This is a genomic window from Longilinea arvoryzae (genome assembly GCF_001050235.1).
In the GTDB taxonomy this organism is placed as follows: domain Bacteria; phylum Chloroflexota; class Anaerolineae; order Anaerolineales; family Anaerolineaceae; genus Longilinea; species Longilinea arvoryzae.
This window is the reverse complement of the sequence record NZ_DF967972.1, coordinates 261,871-277,377: the sequence shown is the minus strand read 5'-3', so window position 1 is coordinate 277,377 and position 15,507 is coordinate 261,871. Positions and strand designations below refer to the sequence as shown.

Sequence of the window (15,507 nt, the reverse complement as noted above, 5' to 3'; positions counted from 1 at the left end):
CCAGAGCAGGTGACGCTGCCGGCGCCCAAAAACGAACTCGAAGACATGAACGCCTGCGGGCCGGCCACGCTGGCCATGGCGCTGCGTTTCTGGGGTTGGGAGGGCGACCAGTATACAATCTCGGATCAGATCAAACCCATTCGCGCCGACCGCAACGTCAACGTGGAAGAGCTGAAGTACTACGTCGACAACTTCGTCCCCGGCATGTACGCCGAGTTTCGTGTGGGCGGCGACCTGGATCTGCTGCGCCGCTTTTTGGCGGACGGCATCCCGGTGATGATCGAGGAATCCTTCAAGCTGGATAAGGCCTTCATCGTCGAGGATGATTTCTGGGCCGGCCATTACGTGTTATTGACCGGGTACGATGACAAGACCCAGGAATTCATCACCCAGGATTCGGAAAAGGGTGCCAACCGGCGCGTTGCTTACACGACCACGGAAGAATACTGGCAGTCCTTCAACCATGTCTACATCCTGATCTATCCGCCCGATAAGCAAAACAACGTGCTCAACCAGTTGGGCGCGCAGTTCGATGTGGACGCGAACCGCCAGTACGCGCTCGATCAGGCGAAAGCGGTCACTGTCAGCGACCCGACCAACGCCTTTGCCTGGTTCAACCTGGGCACCAATCTGATGTACTTCCAGCGCTATGAGGAATCGGTGGCGGCTTACGACCAGGCGCGCGATCTGGGACTGCCCAAACGCATGCTGCGCTACCAATTCGGCCCCTTCATTTCCTACTTCAACATGGGGCGCATCGACGATTTATCTGCCCTGGCCGATTACGCCCTCAAGATCACGCCCAACTCGGAAGAGGCCCTGCTGTGGAAAGGCTGGGCGCTCTATCGGCAGGGCAACCGTGAAGAAGCTCTGGCTTCTTTCCAAAAGGCGTTGGATGCGCATCCCAATTATGGAGACGCGCAGTACGCCATCAACTACGTCTACAATAACTGAACCCTATGAGCAAACGCGTTCTGATATCGATCGTCGTGCTGGTGATCGCCGCCTGCCTGGTGTTGAGTGTGCTGGCCGTGGTGGGCGTCCTCTCCCTCGTTCCCGTTTCTTCGACCGTTTCGACCGTGGAAACCCAGGCCACGCCCAACGGGCAGACGCCCACCGGGCAGATACCCGCCGGGCCGGCATCCACCCCGGTTGGTCAGCCGTCAACGGGAACGCCGCAGGCTTCATCTGAAGCGGGGGTTGAAATCCCCGCCGATGTGCTGAACGAGATGCATTCGATCGAAAAGCAGGTCGAAGCCAACCGCGGATTGAGCCTGAGCGGTGAAATCACACGCACACTGCTGACGCCCGACCAACTTCGCCAGCGCGTGATCGACGAATTCTTGAAGGATTACACCCCCGAGGACATGGCTGTCGATCAGAAGGTGATGAACGTTTTTGGCCTCCTGCCGCGCGACTTCGATATCAAAACCCTGTACACGAATCTGTACAGCGAGCAGATCGCCGGGTATTACGATGACAAGACCAATGAAATGGTGGTTGTGCAAGGGCAGGGTTTCAACGGTCCCGAGCGCGAGACGTACGCGCACGAATTCACCCACGCCCTGCAGGACAGCGCTTACGACCTGACGAACGGCCTCAAGACCGACGAGGAGACCTGCCGCAAGGACAGCGAGTACTGCGCCGCGGTGCAGTCGTTGATCGAGGGCGACGCCACGTTGAGCGAGCAATTGTGGCTCTATAACGACGCCACCCAGAAGGACCGCGACCAGATCGATGAGTATTATAGGAATTACAAGTCGCCGGTTTATGACAGCGCGCCGGACTTCCTGAAAGAGGATTTTCTATTCCCATACGACAAGGGTGTGAATTTTGTGCTCGGCTTCTACCAGCAGGGAGGCTACCCCGCGGTGGATAAGCTGTACAAGAATCTGCCGGTGTCGACCGAGCAGATCATGCACCCCGAGCGCTACCCGAACGATGCGCCCCTAAAGGTGGACCTGCCCGATTTCAGCGCTGCATTGGGCGCGGACTGGAAAGAAATCGAGCGCAACAACGTCGGCGAATGGTACACCTACCTGATCCTGGCTTACGGCAATGCTGAGAGCTACCGGCTGAATCAGGATCAGGCGTCGAAGGCGGCTGAAGGTTGGGGCGGCGATACCTACGCGGTTTATTCCGGCCCAAAGGATGGCGATGTGGCCCTGGTTTATCTCTCGAAATGGGATACGGATGCCGACAGCCAGGAATTCTGGCAGGCATTCCAGGAGTACGCCAAAGACCGCTGGGGCAAACCCTCGCAGAGTGGATCGGACCGCCTGGAGTGGTCTTCGACCGACACCGGCGCGGTTCTGGTGGAACGCGAAGCCAACGGCCAGGTGCTGTGGGTGGTGGCGCCGGATGCCCAGACCATCGATACACTGGTCGGACAGATCCCGCAATAAAGGCACTCCGATCAAAGCGGCCCTCCGGGGCCGCTTTGTTTTAACCCGACCGGATCAACCTGCCAGCCGGTGAATGAACTTCAGCAATTCCCCGGCGATCAGTTCCTTGTCGTTATCCAGCGTGGCCACGTGGTAGGAATCCTCCAGCCAGACCAGCGTCTTGTCGGCGGAGGAAACGTTCTCGAAGATGAAGGGCGCGTTACTCGGGTGAACGACGTGATCGACTCGAGATTGGAACACCAGCATGGGGCAAACGATTCTTGGCAGCAGGTCCTGGGTTGCGCCCATCAGGGCGTAGATCTGGCGCACGGCCGGAACCGGAACCACCGGATAAGCCAGTTCGACAATGCCGGGCTGCTTGATATCCGATCCCACCCCGGGGACGGTTTCCGGCAGGCCCAGGCCATAGGCCAGGCTGGCCAGCCCCGGATTCTTGAGGAAGACGGCGCCGTTGATGGGCGCAGCTCCGGCGAACACCTCGGGGTACATGGCGGCCATGTACAGCGCCAGCGTGCCGCCCATCGAAAGCCCGGTGATGAAGATCTTCCGGCAGCGCGTCTGCAGCTTTTCCATGGCGTGTTCCACCGAACGCACCCAATCTTCAGCGGTGGACTCGGCCATGTCGGCCGGCGTGGTGCCGTGACCTTTCAGGCGCGGACCGATGACGGTAAAGCCGCCTTTTTCAGCCAGATAATGCCCCAGGTAAAACATGCTCTGGGTTGTGCCGGTAAAGCCGTGCGACACCAGCACGCCGATATCACTGCCTTCGAAATAGAAGGGCTCTGCTCCCGGTTGAATGGGATACTCTTTCATACGACCTCCCTTTTTTCAAAAGCGAAATCTTTCCCGGTTTATATTTACTTTAGCGCCGGGTCGGGTAAATGGCAAGCCGGTTGCACAACCGAAATACGGTGTGAAAAGGGATCCAGATTAAGCCAGGATGAGGATTTGGCCCCTGGAGCTAGGGTGGAATGCGGGTCAATGGTAGAATGTTCCCGTGTGTGTTTATTGTTACCAAATATTCGAGATTCCATTTCTGCATAATCGAACCCTGTCGCATGGAGGATAGGATGCACGGAACCACAGCTCGTCTGTCGCGAACGTTGACATTCGCTTTGCTGGCTGCCATCTTGCTGGGGTTGGGCTGGACCACGTTAGCCAAAGCTCAATCCGGGGACCAACCCGTTGTCTTGACCATGTTCTGGGGAGACGGCTGCCCGCACTGCGCGCAGGCGAAACCCTTCCTGGAGGGGTTAAAAGCGAAATATCCAAGTCTCACCTTGGATTTCTATGAGGTCTGGTATAACGAAGACAATGCGAAAATGATGCAGCAGATGGCGCAGGAACACGGCTTTGAAGCCACCGGCGTGCCCACCATTTTCATTGGCGATAAATACTGGGTAGGATTCAGCGATGAAATCGGCCAGGAAATCGAGACTACCATCCAGGCCGCCGTTGCGGGTGGAGGCAGTCAGACTTCGAATGCGGATACGATCAATGTGCCGCTGATCGGCAAAGTCAACCTCAAGGATCAATCCCTGTTCATGAGCACGCTGTTGATTTCCTTCGTCGACGGCGTCAACCCGTGCTCGGTGTGGGTGTTGACCATGCTGCTGGCGATCACCCTGCACACCGGGTCGCGCAAGAAAGTTTTCATCATCGGCGTGATTTTCCTGACTGTCACCTCAGCCGTTTACATGCTTTTCATCACCGGGCTGTTCACAGTTCTGAAAATCGTCAGTTTCCTGGGCTGGATCCAGGTGGCGGTGGCCATGGTTTCCCTTCTCTTCGCGATCGTCAACATCAAAGACTATTTCTGGTACAAAGAGGGTCTTTCGTTCACCATCGACGACAGCAAGAAACCCGGCATCTACCAGCGCATGCGCAAAATAATGGACGCCAGTGAATCCTTCTGGGGATTGGCCGGCGCCACGGTGGTGTTGGGGGCGGGCGTCTCGCTGGTGGAATTCTCCTGCACGGCCGGCTTCCCGGTGCTGTGGACCAACCTGCTGACGGCGCAAAAAGTCACGCCGCTCCTGTTTGTGGCGCTGCTGCTGGTGTATATGCTCATCTACCAACTGGATGAAATGGTCTTCTTCTTCACGGCGGTTTTCTCGCTGAAAGCCAGCAAAATCGAAGAGAAGCACGGCCGCATCATCAAGCTGATCGGCGGCATGTTGATGCTCACCCTGGCAATTGTGATGATCGTCAACCCGCGCTGGATGACCGACCTGGGCGACTCGTTGATCGTATTTGGCATTGCCTTTGCCGCCACCGGTCTGGTGCTGCTGGTGCATCGAAAAATCCTGCCCGCATTCGGCATCTGGATTGGAACCGAGAAGGACGGTCATCGCAAAGGCGCTGCCAGACGTCAACGCCACTAATCTGTCCAAATTATTAAATTCATCCGGGCGCATATAGACGCCCGGATTTTTATTTCCTGTATAATAGGCACATTTGAGCGGTGTTCCAGTCTTGCAGGCGAGGAATCATTTTGAAAAAGTCGACTCTGATTGCTGCATCTTTACAGTTCAGCGGTTTGCTGCTGCTGACCGTGTTCTTCACAACCTTTGTCTACACCACGCTGCATGAAGGCGGGCACGCGTTGGCGGCGCTGCTTTCGGGCGGGACGGTCGGCCTGATCGACGTGAACTTCCTGAACTTCTCGGCGCATGCCGTTTTGGATGGGACCTTTACCAACGCCCAGCAGGCGCTGATCTCGGTTTCGGGGTGGGCGCTGCCGGTGCTGGTCTATTTGATCTTCCTGGGGATCACCCGCAGCGGGCGCAATCTGCTGCTGATCGCGGTTCGCTGGATCGGCGGGGTGAGCGTCCTGGGTTCGACGCTACCCTGGGTCGTGCTGCCGCTGGTCTATTTGAGCGGGGAACGCCCCGCGGATGATGTCATCAGCTTTGTGATTTTCTCCGGGCTACCGCCGATTTTGGTGGCCCTGGTTTTCGCCGCGCTGGTGGCGGGCGGGATTGCGTTGATCGTCGCCGGCTGGGGACAGGTGTCTGCTATTCACAACTGGTCGCGCCAGCCTGAATCCCCCATGGCCAATCCGACCGTCCGGCGCACGTTGGCCGGGATGGCGCTGCTGGCCGCCGTTCTGGCGGGCAGTCTGCTGTGGATCAACCGCGACGCCCAGACGGCCGTGATCCCCGCGGGATACCGGCTGGCGGCTGAATTCGATCTGGCTCAGGCCGACCGGGCGGGCGTGACGCTGTACGCCTTCGACCAGACCGAGGCCGGGCCGCTGGGGTTGCTGGTGCTGGCGCGCAACGTGCGCACCGATTATCTGGATGTATCGATCACCGGGCCTGAAAACTGGAGCTTCCCCATCCTGCACGGCGAAGGCTATTCGACCGTCGAAGACCGCTCCAATCCGGCCTGGGGAGAGCTGCCCGCCGGGCGCTACGCGGTGGTGCTCACAGGATCGCCCGCGCGGGGAAAGATTCTGGTTTACGTCAAACCGTAAAGCCTAGCGCAGCGCCTCGGATCTTCTAGACGGTCAGCAGTCCGAAGAACTGCAGCAGCGGCCGCATCCAGGGAATGAGGATTGCGACGATCAGCAGCGCCAACCCAAAGCCGATAGCGCTCCGCTGGTGTTTGAGTGGGTCGCTGGCGGCCTTTCGGGAAAGCGACCGGGCCGCGTGCGCGATGAGAATGGCCAGCAGCATGCCTCCGGCGTGCACGACGCCGAAGAAGCGCAGGCTGGTGCCAGCCATGGCGACGCCGAAATCCCTGAAGATCGGCTGCATGAAAGGGCTGGTGAAGTAAAGCGCCAGGCCCAGGAGCAGTTGCAGATCGAGCATGCCGGTGAAGAGCATGCCGGCGCGGTCGTCAGCTTTTTGCCAGCCTTTCTTCCCCAGCCAGCCGGCAAAGGCGCGCGCCACGGCCAGCGCTCCGAAGATCAGCACCAGCCAGCGGGTGAGGTTGTGCAGCGTGATCAGGATGGTTTGCAACATGGCTCCTCTTTCTGAAATCAGTATGAATTCGATATACGAAGAATTATATCGTTGAGGTTGGGGTTGTCAAACTCATGCCCGGGACGCAAAAAAGCAGCCTGTTCGATCAGGCTGCTTTTTTGCGTGTAATAAAAGAATTGCTTGAGATTATTTCTTGCTGGGCGCGCCCACCGGGCAAACATCCGCGCAGCTGCCGCAATCCTGGCACTTGGTCGCGTCGATCACGTATACGCCACCCTGTTCGGAAATCGCGCCTTCGGGGCATTCGGCTTCGCAAGCGCCGCAAGCGATGCATTCATTCGAGTCGATCTGATAAGCCATGGTAGAAAGTCCTTTCCTGAGACTTGTAGGAGCTGTATATGGTCGAAAGAATAGCACAATCAGACAGAATCTGTCAACAATAGTTTGCATTGCGAATGTCATAAATTTTACAGGTAAATGTCATGGACTCAATCAAGGATTTTACTGATTTGACGGATTAATAATAGGGATGACTCGAGCGCCTGCACTATAATCAAGGCATGCATCCCAGACTCATGATGGCAATTGTGGGGATTCTGCTGCTGGCAGCGTGCAGCGTATCCCCGGCTGTACCTACGCTCCAGGCAACCCAACCTGTTACCCAGATGCCGTCTCCCGGCGCCGAAATGGCCGTCGCCACGCCGGTTCAACAACAGGAGTTCGAGCTGCCGCCGAATGAATTGCAGGCCCAGGTGAGCTTTTCGCTGCTCGGGCTGACTTTCGTTCCGGCCGGCCTGACGGACGGCGACAGCGCGAATGTGAAGACCTTCGCCGATGGTTCGCAAAGCGTGGAAATGACTTACCACGCCGCGGATCTCAATTCAGGCGATGCGCGCGAGCTCGGATTCACCCAATCCAACCTGCAGCTCGACCTGGAAGGCTGGTTTCGAGTGCTCGAGCTGCCGACCGCCGACAATATCCGCCCGACCAGTGTGCGCGGTTCGAGCGCCTATTTCTACGCGACCCGGCCGGGTGAACCGGGCCTGTTTTGGCAGGAAAACGGATTGGCGTATGACCTGCGCCTGGCAGGAGCGGGTTGGCCGGGGGCAGTGAGCGACGACCTGCTGCTGTGGATGGCCGAATCGCTTCAAGCTGGGGATACCGCGAACTTCACGTACCAGCACCGCGCGCCCCAAACCTGGCTTTCGTACACCAGTTCGACCTATCAGTTTTCCTTCGCCGTGCCGCGCGAATGGCAGCAAACTGGCGACGTCGTTTTCGACGGCGATAACGGCTTTGCGCGCCTTGAGACGTACCGTGGTTTTGGAGCGCGCCTTGACCAGGCCTGTGAAATGGAGGCCAACCTGCATCCCGAACGCTACGGTGCCCAGCCCACGCTGCGCAGTATTCCCCAGCAGTGGAACAGCCTGGACGTCGAGGACGACCCGTGCCTGATCCTGCCCGGCGCGAATGCCCCCGCCGATGCGCTGGCCACGCTGTTGCTGCCGGATCCCACGCAACCCGGGCAGGCGGCTTTCCTGCGCCTGACGCTGGATCCGCCGCACGCGGAAATGATCGCTTTTTCGCTTGATCTGCCGCACGTGATTCTGACGTCTACGGCGATTCCGCTGGCGACACCCGACCCGGCCAGCATCCCAACCCAGATCGAACCCGCGGTCACCCAATTGGGGCCGCTGACCATGGAAAACTACCCGATCGCTCCGATCAGTCTGGACTGGCCCGGGAATTCCGAATTCGCGGGCCGCATCCCGGCCTCGGTTTTGGAAAAGCGCGCCAGCTTACGCACAGCCTCGGCGGAGGAACTGCCCACCAGCGCCACTTCGGCTGGGCGCGTCATCACAGTTGAGGAGGATACCCGTTCGACGACCCACATCGACGCCGTGATCAAGGTGGACGGCCAGGAGGTCTACCGCTACGCCATGTTGCCGCGGGGAGGACCTTCCCGGATCTACGGCGTGTGGAACTGGGCCGGGCGCTGGGTGCTGGAGGCGAACGGGGCGCTGGTGGTGGAAGGCGAACTCTATAACCAGAAAGCCGGCTTCCAGGAGATCTTCAATTTCAGTCTGCTGGAGGGCAAGCCGTTCTTCTTCTTCGTCCAGAACGGCAAGACCGGCATTTTCTACGACGGTTCCACCTGGCCGGCCCAGTTCGACGCGGTCTATCACGGCGCCTGCTGCCAACCGGCCGTTGCCAATCCACGCGCCAACGACGTCATGATCTGGTTCTATGCCCAGCAGCAATCCTGGTGGGACTACGTGGAGCTGGGGATTTTTACCCAGCCCTCACCTTGACAAGACGGGCGATTGGCATATAATAACAGACGCTTTCCTCGTTAGCTCAATCGGCAGAGCGGGCGGCTGTTAACCGCTAGGTTCGAGGTTCGAGTCCTCGACGAGGAGCCTTTTTATTTCTGATTTTCGATTGCTGATTTCTGATTGAACCGCCGGAAAGGCGGTTTTTACATTAACGGCGTCACACGTAGGTTGGGTTGAACCTCGAAAACGGATCAGGTTTGCGGGCGATCAATGCGACCATTCAGGCGTTGGCGAAACCCAACATTCAATCCTGAACGTTGGGTTTCGGGGTGTGCTATGACTCACCTGGATCTGGATTTTCCCACCCCTCAACCCAACCTACGCCAGGGCACTTTCCTTCAAATCCATCTCACTCCGGTATATACTCGAATATGCAAACACGTTTTACCGTTTGAATTTATTACCCTTTACCGGAATGGAGCGCGAAACCCGATGAAACTATCCCCCTTCAAACTGGAACGCTATTTCGCCCAATACGAATTCTCCGTCCAATACCTGCTGTCCAGCTCGGACTGCGACGGCATCCCCCAAAAGGACATCCTCGCCCTGGCAGACCCGGAGACGAAAGAACTGTGGGACAACCTGGCGTTGGGATATACCGAGTCGTTGGGGCACCCGTTGTTGCGCGAAGAAATCGCCCACATCTATACCGGCATCAGCGCCCGGGACTGCCTGGTCGTCGCGCCGGAAGAGGGCATTTTTATCGCCCTGAACGCCATCCTGGATCGGGGCGACCACGTCATCTGCACCTTCCCGGGCTACCAATCCCTGTATGAAATCGCCGCGGGCATTGGCTGCGAGGTCACGCTGTGGAAACCCGAGGAGGAAAACGGCTGGCGCTTCGATCCTGACTTCCTTGAAGAGCACATCCAACCCAACACCAAACTCATGATCGTGAATTTTCCGCACAACCCGACCGGTTATTTACCGCCCAAGGGAGATTTCCAGCGGATCGTCGATCTTGCCCAAAAGCATCATCTGTATCTGTTCTCAGACGAAATGTACCGTTTTCTGGAATATGATCACCAAGATCGGCTGCCCTCGGCCTGCGAGGTCTATGACAGGGCGGTTTCGCTTTTCGGCATGTCCAAGACCTTCGGGATGGCCGGCGTCCGGATTGGCTGGGTCGTCACTCGGGATGCGGATTGGTTCGCTAGAATGGCGGCTTTCAAGGACTACACCACCATCTGCAGCAGCGCCCCGAGCGAAATCCTGTCGCTGATCGTCCTGCGCTCACGGGAGAAGATCATCGCCACGCACCGGGCCCGCATTCAGCGGAACCTCGGCCTGTTGGATCGATTCTTCGAAGACCATGCGGATCGTTTCGAATGGGTGAGACCCCGGGCCGGGACGATTGCTTTCCCCAGGCTGAAAGAGGATCGCGACGCGCTGGACTTTTGCCAGCAGGTGGTCCGGGAAGCCAATATCATGCTTTTGCCTTCCACAGTCTACGACTTCGACAGCCATCATTTTCGGTTGGGCTTCGGCCGCGAGAACCTGCCGGAAGCGCTTGAAAAGCTGGAGGCGTATCTCCAATTCAATCCGAAGTGAGAGCGGCCCCCATCCGATATTCACGGCGGCGTTTTGTTCTGGCATACGCCGCCAACCGGCGGCCGTTTTCCGCGATGCGAAACCCGATTTCACTCCATCGACCCTATCGATCGCGATCTACTATAAAATGGCTGTAGATACGTCATGTAATACCGAGAGGGGATACGATGGAATCATTCCACGAGTCCATGAATGAATATCGCAAACAACTCGAGAAGGGTGTGATCAGCAAGGCTTATAAAGGCCTTATGGAATACATCCTGGAGCTGCGCACGCATTTCCAAAATAGCCATCCCGACTTTTCCGTGCCCGGCAGCATTTATTTCGGCTACATGGACATGACTTATTTTTCCATCCTTCCGCAGCCTTTGAAAGATCGAAAATTAAAAATCGCGATCGTCTTTCTGCACGAAGCCTTTCGCTTTGAGGTCTGGCTGGCGGCGGTGAATAAACAGGTCCAAACCCAATACTGGAAATTGTTCAAGGAAAGCGGCTGGAAGCAATATCGTCTCGTATCCACCCCGCAGGGCGCGGATTCGATCCTGGAGTTCGTTTTGGTCGATAATCCGGATTTCACCGATCTGGCTGCCTTAACCCAACAAATCGAGGCAGGGACGCTGAAATTTATCGCGGATATCGAGGATTTCTTAGCGCAGATCAAGAACGAAGGTGACTGAGCGGTTCGAATCCTCGCCACCTTTGGGCACACCGTTGGGTGGATAGGCATTTCAGGCGCGGTTTTACGCCCACTTTGACGCTGATCATCCTATCGGACGAACAGCGCCAAATGGATCATGCTTGTTATTTGTTTATCATGTGTGTAATATAAATAAATAATATCAGCATACGATACACTCAATGAGTATCCACCGACTGGAGGGATCCAATGGGCAAGCAATACGATGGTACTGAATTCTTCGAGATGATGGCGGCGAACGAGAAAGCGGTTGGGGCGCTGTACCGCCAGTTTGCGAGCGACTCCAAATTAGGCGCCAAATTCTTCGAGAGTTTGGCCAAGGATGAAGATCGCCACTATTCCATCTACACAGCCTTGCTTAAGAAATTCGCAGACAGCAAGGGGCTGACGGTCGACGTCGCAGACGATCAGGAGGAGTACCTGAAACTCTTGATCGGGAATAACATGCTGAAAGACGCCGATAAACTGCGGGAGCAAGCGGCAAAGTACACCAACAAGGATCAGATTTACGATCTGGCAGAGCGTTCCGAGCGCGATTCTGTCCTATTCGTCCAGGAATTGACCGCCCTGTACCCGATGCTGCAGCCGGAGGATTTCAGCGTCATTCTCAAGGAAGAGAAGGATCACCTGCGGCAGGTCATGAGCCGGCGCATGGAAAGCAAGTTGAAGACGTTGCGCCTGTAGCTCGATCAGAGCCTGAGCACCCGAAGGAGCTGCCCAACCGGATCGGAATATCCGCCAGAGCAGCTCCGATCTTTTAATCATGGCGATGTATGCTTTGCCACACCCGTAACAACAAAAGGACCGGATTGCAGAAGGATGAATGCTGAAGGATGAGTGCCGCTGGAATTTCGTTTGTTTTTTTCCAAACGGCCTATACTGAATTTGTCGATCCCTTTCTCCAAGCCGGATGAAACCATGTTTAGGTTCAAAGAGCTTGCCAGTCTTCCGCCGCAAACCCGGCGCAACGTCTTCCGCCGCGTCGGTTATATGCTGTTCTTCGACAGCCTGATCGCCCTGCTGCTCTTCCTGTCGGCCGGCAGCGCCGACTGGCCATTTGCCTGGGTGTATGTGGTCCTCATGGCGCTGATCCAGCTCTGCGGGGCGTTTTTCATGCCGCTCGAGGTGCTGGCCGAGCGCGGCAGCCGGAAGGAGAACACTGAGGCGTGGGATCGAACGCTGACCCGGCTGCTCCTGGCAACCTTCCTGAGCCTGTATCTGGTCGCCGGATTGGATTTCCGCTGGCGCTGGACGGCAGGCTACGGGCTGGCCTGGCACCTGGTTGGGGTGCTCCTCTTTCTCCTGGGCTGCGGCCTGGAGATCTGGGCCATGTCCGTCAACCGCTTTTTCTCCACGGACGTGCGCATGCAGTTCGACCGGGGACATACCGTATGCAGCAGTGGACCCTATCAATATGTGCGCCATCCGGGTTACGTCGGCATGATCTTATATTATTCGGTCACGCCGCTGCTGCTGGGTTCGCTGTGGGCGCTGATCCCCGCCGGGTTAGTGGTGATCCTGTTCGTGATCCGCACCGCGCTGGAAGACCGTACCCTGCGCGCCAGACTGCCTGGGTATCAAGAGTATTCGGCGCAGGTCCCTTACCGGCTGCTGCCGGGCATCTGGTAAGATCTCTCACAACCCAAAACCGCTTTCCATTTTTCGCACCAGGTCGTCCACGAAGCGCGCGGCCGGCATGCCGTCGGTCACGTCATGGTCGATCAGCACGGTCAGGTGCAGGATGCTGCGCTTCTGGATCTCGCCGCCGCGCACGGCGGGCTGCTCGTTGAGCGATCCGAATGCCAGGCACAACGGGTGGATGCTGGTGGGCATGATCCAGCCCCGGGTGTGGCCCAGCATGCCCACGGTGGTGACCATGATGGTGCCCATGGCGTTCTTGACGCGCTGCGGGTCGCTGAGGTAGATGCGAAACAGGATCAGGCGCAGCCACTGCGGCAGGCGGGTAAACCATTTCAGGTAGGTTGGGCCGCCCTCATCACCCAGCACATAGTTCTTTTCCCCCTGGATGGGCTGGCCTTTGGCGGCTTCGATTTCGTCCTGAATCTGGAAGATCGTTTTCTGGTCTGCCTTGCGGATCACATACGGCAGCGGCACCAGTGCGCCGTTGACTTCTTTTTCGACCACGATCGAGAGGTCGATGTCGTCAAAGACCACCACCCGGCCCCGGGCCGCCTGGTTGAGCCCGGCCACCGGCGGGTGATGGGCTGCGCAGTCGGCGATGACCTTCAACAGCCAGGCCGTGAACGAAATCTTGCGGCTGGTACGCCGGCTTTCCCGGACTGCCGTCCAGGCGTCCGTGACGTCGACTTCGAGCAGCGCCTTGACGTGGTGCTTCCCCAGGCCGATCTTGCCCATGTCGAAGGTCAACTGGCGACTGGATGGATAGAGGATTTCGTGGAAATGTTTTCCAGTCATGGGGTTATCTCCAATCCTTCCTCCGGCGGGGGCGGGCCTTTTCAAAATGTGGATCAGGGGAACGACAGGGGTGAACGGCCCCTTTTTTTCATAGGGTCTCTTGATTTATTCTATTCCGTTGCACAGGTTTTACCAGTTTGCAGGGTTTACAAAATCACAACCTGTTTTATGGGCTTCCGCCAACCGGCAAGAAACGGCTCAGTCGGAAAGTTGCGATTTGGACAGGATGTACATTTCCTCATATTTATGCTACAAAATCCTTATGTGGAGTCATCCAGGGATGCGCGCGATCCGCCGGCCTGGCTCTACTGGAAAGGTCTGGAATCCGATGTTTGAGCATCATCGACAGCCCCTGCTTCCGCGATCTGCCTATCTTCGACGGTTGGCCCGTTTCAGCTCGATTGCCTTCCTGATCATCCTCGGGTCTATTGCCATTGGCATGGCCGGTTATCATGTTTTCGAGGGTTTGTCCTGGATCGATGCCTTCGTCAACGCGGCCATGATCCTCGGCGGGATGGGGCCGGTCAATCCGTTACGAACTACCGCCGGCAAGCTCTTTGCGGGATTCTACGCCCTCTACTCCGGCCTGGTTTTCCTCCTGGTTGCAGGTGTGCTGTTCGCGCCGATCTTCCACCGATTCCTGCACCGTTTTCACCTGGAGATCGAATCGGGCAGTTCGAAAAAGAGTTCGACTCAATCCTGACGCGGGTAACCCAGCGGCCTGCGCGCCCGGCAAAGCGCTGCCCGGCGTGACTGGTAGATGGGGGCGACGCTCGCGCCGGTAGCGGCGACGCAGCCTGGAAAATTTCGTTCCAGGGTTTGCCCCGGGTTTTGGCTAGGCTATGGTAAAACAATACGGGCGCTGATTCTGCCTAGCCCGCAGCGTAAAATCCACTGAATGGAAAAATGGATGATCCGAACCTTTGGCAATAATCTGCTGGTTTTCATCAAAAAATGGATCCGAAAAATCGATTGGAGATGCGTGGCGGCAGTGCTGATTGCTTTCGGCGTAACCCGCCTGATGGTGCTGGTCATCACTTATTTTTCGATGGCCCAGTTATCCGTCCCGAGTGCCGAGAAATTCTGGCGCTACAACCCGCGCAACCTGATCGCGGACGGGCTGCTGCGCTGGGACACCGGCTGGTATCTTGGGATCGCCCGCTTTGGGTATGATCTCAAATCCACAGCCTTCTTTCCGCTCTATCCGCTTCTTATCCGGTTGGCTTCTCTCGTTACCGGGAACATTTGGACCTCGGGCCTGTGGATTTCGAATGGCGCGTTTTTGATTGCCCTGTTCTATTTCTACGCGCTCGCCAGGCAAGAATTCGATTCCGAGACCGCCGGACGGGCCGTTTTTTACCTTGCGGCAGCGCCGGCAGCATTCTTTTTCTCCACGGTCTATTCCGAGAGCATCTTCGTCCTGTTTGTGGTGGCCTGCTTTTACTACGCCCGAAACGGGAAATGGATCCCGGCTGCACTCGCCGGCGCGCTGGCTTCGGCGACACGATTGCCGGGTATCCTTGTCACCGTTTTTATCTTCTTCGAAGCTTTATGGCAGCAGGATATCCGATTCATCCCCAAACCCTGGAGGTTGCGGGCACAGGCGGCTCTGCTGTTAATGGACCTTAAGCAATTACCCAAAGCCCGGAAAGGCATTCTGGCTTGTTTATTTTCGACTTCAGGGTTGATCGCCTATATGGTTTTTCTGTACCAGAAATTTGGGACGCCGTTTGCCTTTTTACATGCCGAAACCGATTGGAACCGAAAAATCAATTTGGACTGGTTTATCCAACTGGTTCAGAATATCATTGCCATGCACAAACCGAGTGGAAACATCCTCTCGGGTCAGGTCGGCAGCATCTATTATTTGATGGATACCTTCGCACTGGTGATTTTGATTCCCCTCGTGGTGATCGTTTTTCTGAAATTTCGCCCCTCTTTTGGTTGGTATACTTTTCTGGCGCTGTTGATGCCGCTGGTGAGCAGCAATCCAGTATCGATGCGCCGTTTCGCGTTGGGATTGATCCCCTGTACCCTGTTGTTGGCCGTGTGGGGCAAACGTCCCTGGGTGGATCGTCTGATCCTGGGAATATCCCTGCCCCTGCAGGCGTACCTGCTGGTGCTCTTTTCGCACTGGCTTTTTGCGGGATAAA

15 protein-coding genes and 1 tRNA gene are annotated in these 15,507 nt (G+C 57.0%); 12 read left to right on the top strand and 4 right to left on the bottom strand.

Annotation, left to right across the window (positions count from 1 at the left end):
* Together LARV_RS01270 and LARV_RS01265 are read left to right on the top strand one after the other, a co-directional pair.
* Nucleotides 1-954 (top strand): C39 family peptidase (locus tag LARV_RS01270; RefSeq protein WP_075071929.1); only part of this gene is annotated, 954 nt, incomplete at its 5' end.
* A gap of 5 nt (nt 955-959) precedes the next feature.
* The gene (locus LARV_RS01265; RefSeq protein ID WP_075071928.1) at nt 960-2,405 is read left to right on the top strand and encodes a hypothetical protein; all 1,446 of its coding nucleotides are present in this window, start codon (nt 960-962) and stop codon (nt 2,403-2,405) included.
* 54 nt (nt 2,406-2,459) lie between these two features.
* On the opposite strand, the gene LARV_RS01260 is transcribed toward LARV_RS01265, so the two are convergent.
* A complete protein-coding gene (locus tag LARV_RS01260; RefSeq protein ID WP_075071927.1) occupies nt 2,460-3,218 on the bottom strand; it encodes an alpha/beta hydrolase in 759 nt (252 codons plus the stop codon).
* 257 nt (nt 3,219-3,475) lie between these two features.
* Between LARV_RS01260 and LARV_RS01255 the strand changes: the two genes are divergently transcribed.
* Nucleotides 3,476-4,789: a glutaredoxin domain-containing protein gene (locus LARV_RS01255; RefSeq protein ID WP_075071926.1), complete on the top strand. Its 1,314-nt coding sequence runs from the start codon at nt 3,476-3,478 to the stop codon at nt 4,787-4,789.
* Between the two features lie 110 nt (nt 4,790-4,899).
* Nucleotides 4,900-5,883, top strand: coding sequence for a M50 family metallopeptidase (locus LARV_RS01250; RefSeq protein WP_075071925.1), 984 nt, complete (start codon nt 4,900-4,902; stop codon nt 5,881-5,883).
* A 25-nt stretch (nt 5,884-5,908) separates the two neighbouring features.
* On the opposite strand, the gene LARV_RS01245 is transcribed toward LARV_RS01250, so the two are convergent.
* Both LARV_RS01245 and LARV_RS01240 read right to left on the bottom strand, forming a co-directional pair.
* Nucleotides 5,909-6,373 (bottom strand): hypothetical protein, encoded by a 465-nt coding sequence (locus LARV_RS01245; protein ID WP_075071924.1) that lies wholly within the window; start codon nt 6,371-6,373, stop codon nt 5,909-5,911.
* Between the two features lie 147 nt (nt 6,374-6,520).
* The gene (locus LARV_RS01240; protein WP_075071923.1) at nt 6,521-6,694 is read right to left on the bottom strand and encodes an indolepyruvate ferredoxin oxidoreductase subunit alpha; all 174 of its coding nucleotides are present in this window, start codon (nt 6,692-6,694) and stop codon (nt 6,521-6,523) included.
* Nucleotides 6,695-6,894: 200 nt separating this feature from the next.
* Here LARV_RS01240 and LARV_RS01235 point away from each other — a divergent pair, with 200 nt between their 5' ends.
* The 6 genes from LARV_RS01235 (at nt 6,895) to LARV_RS01210 (ending at nt 12,547) form a co-directional block, all read left to right on the top strand.
* Entirely contained in the window at nt 6,895-8,646 is a 1,752-nt protein-coding gene (locus tag LARV_RS01235) for a hypothetical protein (protein WP_152031649.1), read from the top strand.
* Between the two features lie 35 nt (nt 8,647-8,681).
* A tRNA-Asn gene (locus LARV_RS01230) sits at nt 8,682-8,754 on the top strand.
* A 348-nt stretch (nt 8,755-9,102) separates the two neighbouring features.
* A complete protein-coding gene (locus LARV_RS01225; RefSeq protein WP_075071921.1) occupies nt 9,103-10,221 on the top strand; it encodes an aminotransferase class I/II-fold pyridoxal phosphate-dependent enzyme in 1,119 nt (372 codons plus the stop codon).
* A gap of 167 nt (nt 10,222-10,388) precedes the next feature.
* Nucleotides 10,389-10,898, top strand: coding sequence for a DUF7000 family protein (locus tag LARV_RS01220; protein WP_075071920.1), 510 nt, complete (start codon nt 10,389-10,391; stop codon nt 10,896-10,898).
* A 209-nt stretch (nt 10,899-11,107) separates the two neighbouring features.
* Nucleotides 11,108-11,602 carry a ferritin family protein gene (locus LARV_RS01215; RefSeq protein ID WP_075071919.1) on the top strand — a complete coding sequence of 165 codons (495 nt, stop codon included), beginning with the start codon at nt 11,108-11,110 and terminating at the stop codon, nt 11,600-11,602.
* Between the two features lie 234 nt (nt 11,603-11,836).
* Complete coding sequence (locus LARV_RS01210; protein WP_075075065.1) at nt 11,837-12,547, top strand: methyltransferase family protein; 711 nt, start codon at nt 11,837-11,839, stop codon at nt 12,545-12,547.
* A 6-nt stretch (nt 12,548-12,553) separates the two neighbouring features.
* Here the strand turns inward: LARV_RS01210 and LARV_RS01205 are convergent, their stop codons facing one another.
* Complete coding sequence (locus tag LARV_RS01205) at nt 12,554-13,354, bottom strand: 2-oxo acid dehydrogenase subunit E2 (protein WP_075071918.1); 801 nt, start codon at nt 13,352-13,354, stop codon at nt 12,554-12,556.
* Nucleotides 13,355-13,682: 328 nt separating this feature from the next.
* On the opposite strand from LARV_RS01205, the gene LARV_RS01200 reads away from it, so the two are divergent.
* Both LARV_RS01200 and LARV_RS01195 read left to right on the top strand, forming a co-directional pair.
* Nucleotides 13,683-14,057: a hypothetical protein gene (locus LARV_RS01200; RefSeq protein WP_075071917.1), complete on the top strand. Its 375-nt coding sequence runs from the start codon at nt 13,683-13,685 to the stop codon at nt 14,055-14,057.
* 207 nt (nt 14,058-14,264) lie between these two features.
* Nucleotides 14,265-15,506: a mannosyltransferase family protein gene (locus LARV_RS01195; protein WP_075071916.1), complete on the top strand. Its 1,242-nt coding sequence runs from the start codon at nt 14,265-14,267 to the stop codon at nt 15,504-15,506.
* Nucleotide 15,507 lies beyond the last annotated feature (1 nt).